Origin of the sequence: Cytobacillus horneckiae, assembly GCF_002835735.1 — a bacterium.
Lineage (GTDB): Bacteria > Bacillota > Bacilli > Bacillales > Cytobacillaceae > Cytobacillus > Cytobacillus horneckiae.
Genome location: NZ_PISD01000094.1, coordinates 1 through 1,627, shown reverse-complemented (window position 1 = coordinate 1,627; position 1,627 = coordinate 1). Strand labels below are relative to the sequence as shown.

The following is a 1,627-nucleotide window of genomic DNA, read 5'->3' as shown; positions in this document are numbered from 1 at the left end:
AAACCAGCTAATAGTTTGTCAATATTTTTCTCTAAAAAAATAAAATCATTGGTGATATACTAAAAAAGTGTATGCCAAATAACCTTCCGTTAGGCTTTTACTGGAAGGTTTTGTTTTATTTAGTTAGATATAGTCATTAAGCTATATCTTGGAAAGTTGTTCTGTTTTTTAATAAGGCAAAAATCCAATGTAAGAGCTTGTTTACACAAGCGATGACAGCGACCTTAAAGGGCTTTCCTTCTTCGCGTTTCTTATCGTAAAACTCCCGCATTCTTTTGTTTCTAGGGAGTATCTCATCTGTGGTTTTCTTCTTACGACAATCACGAATGGCACAACGAACTGCCATATATAAGGCATGGCGAAGTCTACTTGATCCTCTTTTAGTAATACGGTTCTGGGTAGCTCTAAATTTACCAGATTCAAATACACTAGGATCAACACCAGCGAAAGCTACTAGCTTTTTAGGATGGTTAAATCGATCTATCTCACCGATTTCAGAAATAATCGTGGCGGCGATTTTTTCTCCAATACCGGGGATGGATTTGATAATATTATATTCTTCAATTTCTTTAGCGAGAGCGTCTATCTCTGACTCTAATCTTGATAGATGCTCTTTGTATTGAAGAATAATGTTAATGTACATACCTAAGCTTAATATATGACTCTGGTAGACTGTTTTTTCAAAAGGATTACGAGCTGCCGCGTCTTTTAGTTTTAAAGCTTTTTCATTCGCCCATCTGATTGAGCGACTTTTACATAATTCCTTTATCTTATTTGAGATTGTTTCGTCACTAGCTTTTAATATGTCTTCAGATGACGGAAACTCTTGTAACATTAAGAGTGATACCACAGAATACAGATCACCAAAAACCCCTCGATATTCAGGGAATACCTGATCAAGTACAGCCTGAAATTGAAGTTTAGTTTGAATCATAACGCCTGTAATATTTTCATGTTGTCTCGTAAGATTACGAAGGTTTAATAACTGAATTCCTCGCTTTTTATATGGCTCTAATTCCTCTTTATAATACAATTCACAGAGTAGGTATGCATCAACCGCATCTGTCTTTACTTTTCTTAGACTTGAACTCTTCGCCTTATACGAAATTAAAGGATTAATAATAATTAATAAATATCCATGTTCATCTAGATATTGGACTACTGGTGTTTGATAGTGTCCAGTTGCTTCTAGAATCACAGGAGGTTTCTGACCTGTTTCTTTCTGTACTTGATCTAAAAACTCTACCAGTAAACCAAGCCCCTCCAGAGTATGAGATACTTTAAAGCTCTTACGAAAAGGTTTGCCTTTATCTACAAAACCTTGAACCTGACTTTCCCCCTTTGAAATATCCAGGCCAACGACTGGATTCATCCTCTATCATCTCCTAATCTTTTATTTGCCGGTACCCCTTATCCTTCTTGTAGTATCACAGCTTCGCTTGTTATACGAGATCTATGTCCCAACCAGCCTCAATCATGTTTCTACAAGTAGGGGGCAAACTGTTTAGCTAACGGGATCTTAGTCCCACGGGCAGTTACGTTTTACCCCGGCTACCGTTATAATAAGACCATATAAAAAATGGTCAACCAGAAATATTTTCATATCTGATTGACCTTATAATACGAA

Annotated in this window: 1 protein-coding gene; it reads right to left on the bottom strand. The window is 36.4% G+C overall.

Features of this window, described 5'->3' with window-relative positions; genetic code table 11:
* Positions 1-136: 136 nt before the first annotated feature.
* Positions 137-1,372 carry an IS110 family RNA-guided transposase gene (locus tag CWS20_RS27310; protein WP_101226463.1) on the bottom strand — a complete coding sequence of 412 codons (1,236 nt, stop codon included), beginning with the start codon at positions 1,370-1,372 and terminating at the stop codon, positions 137-139.
* Positions 1,373-1,627 lie beyond the last annotated feature (255 nt).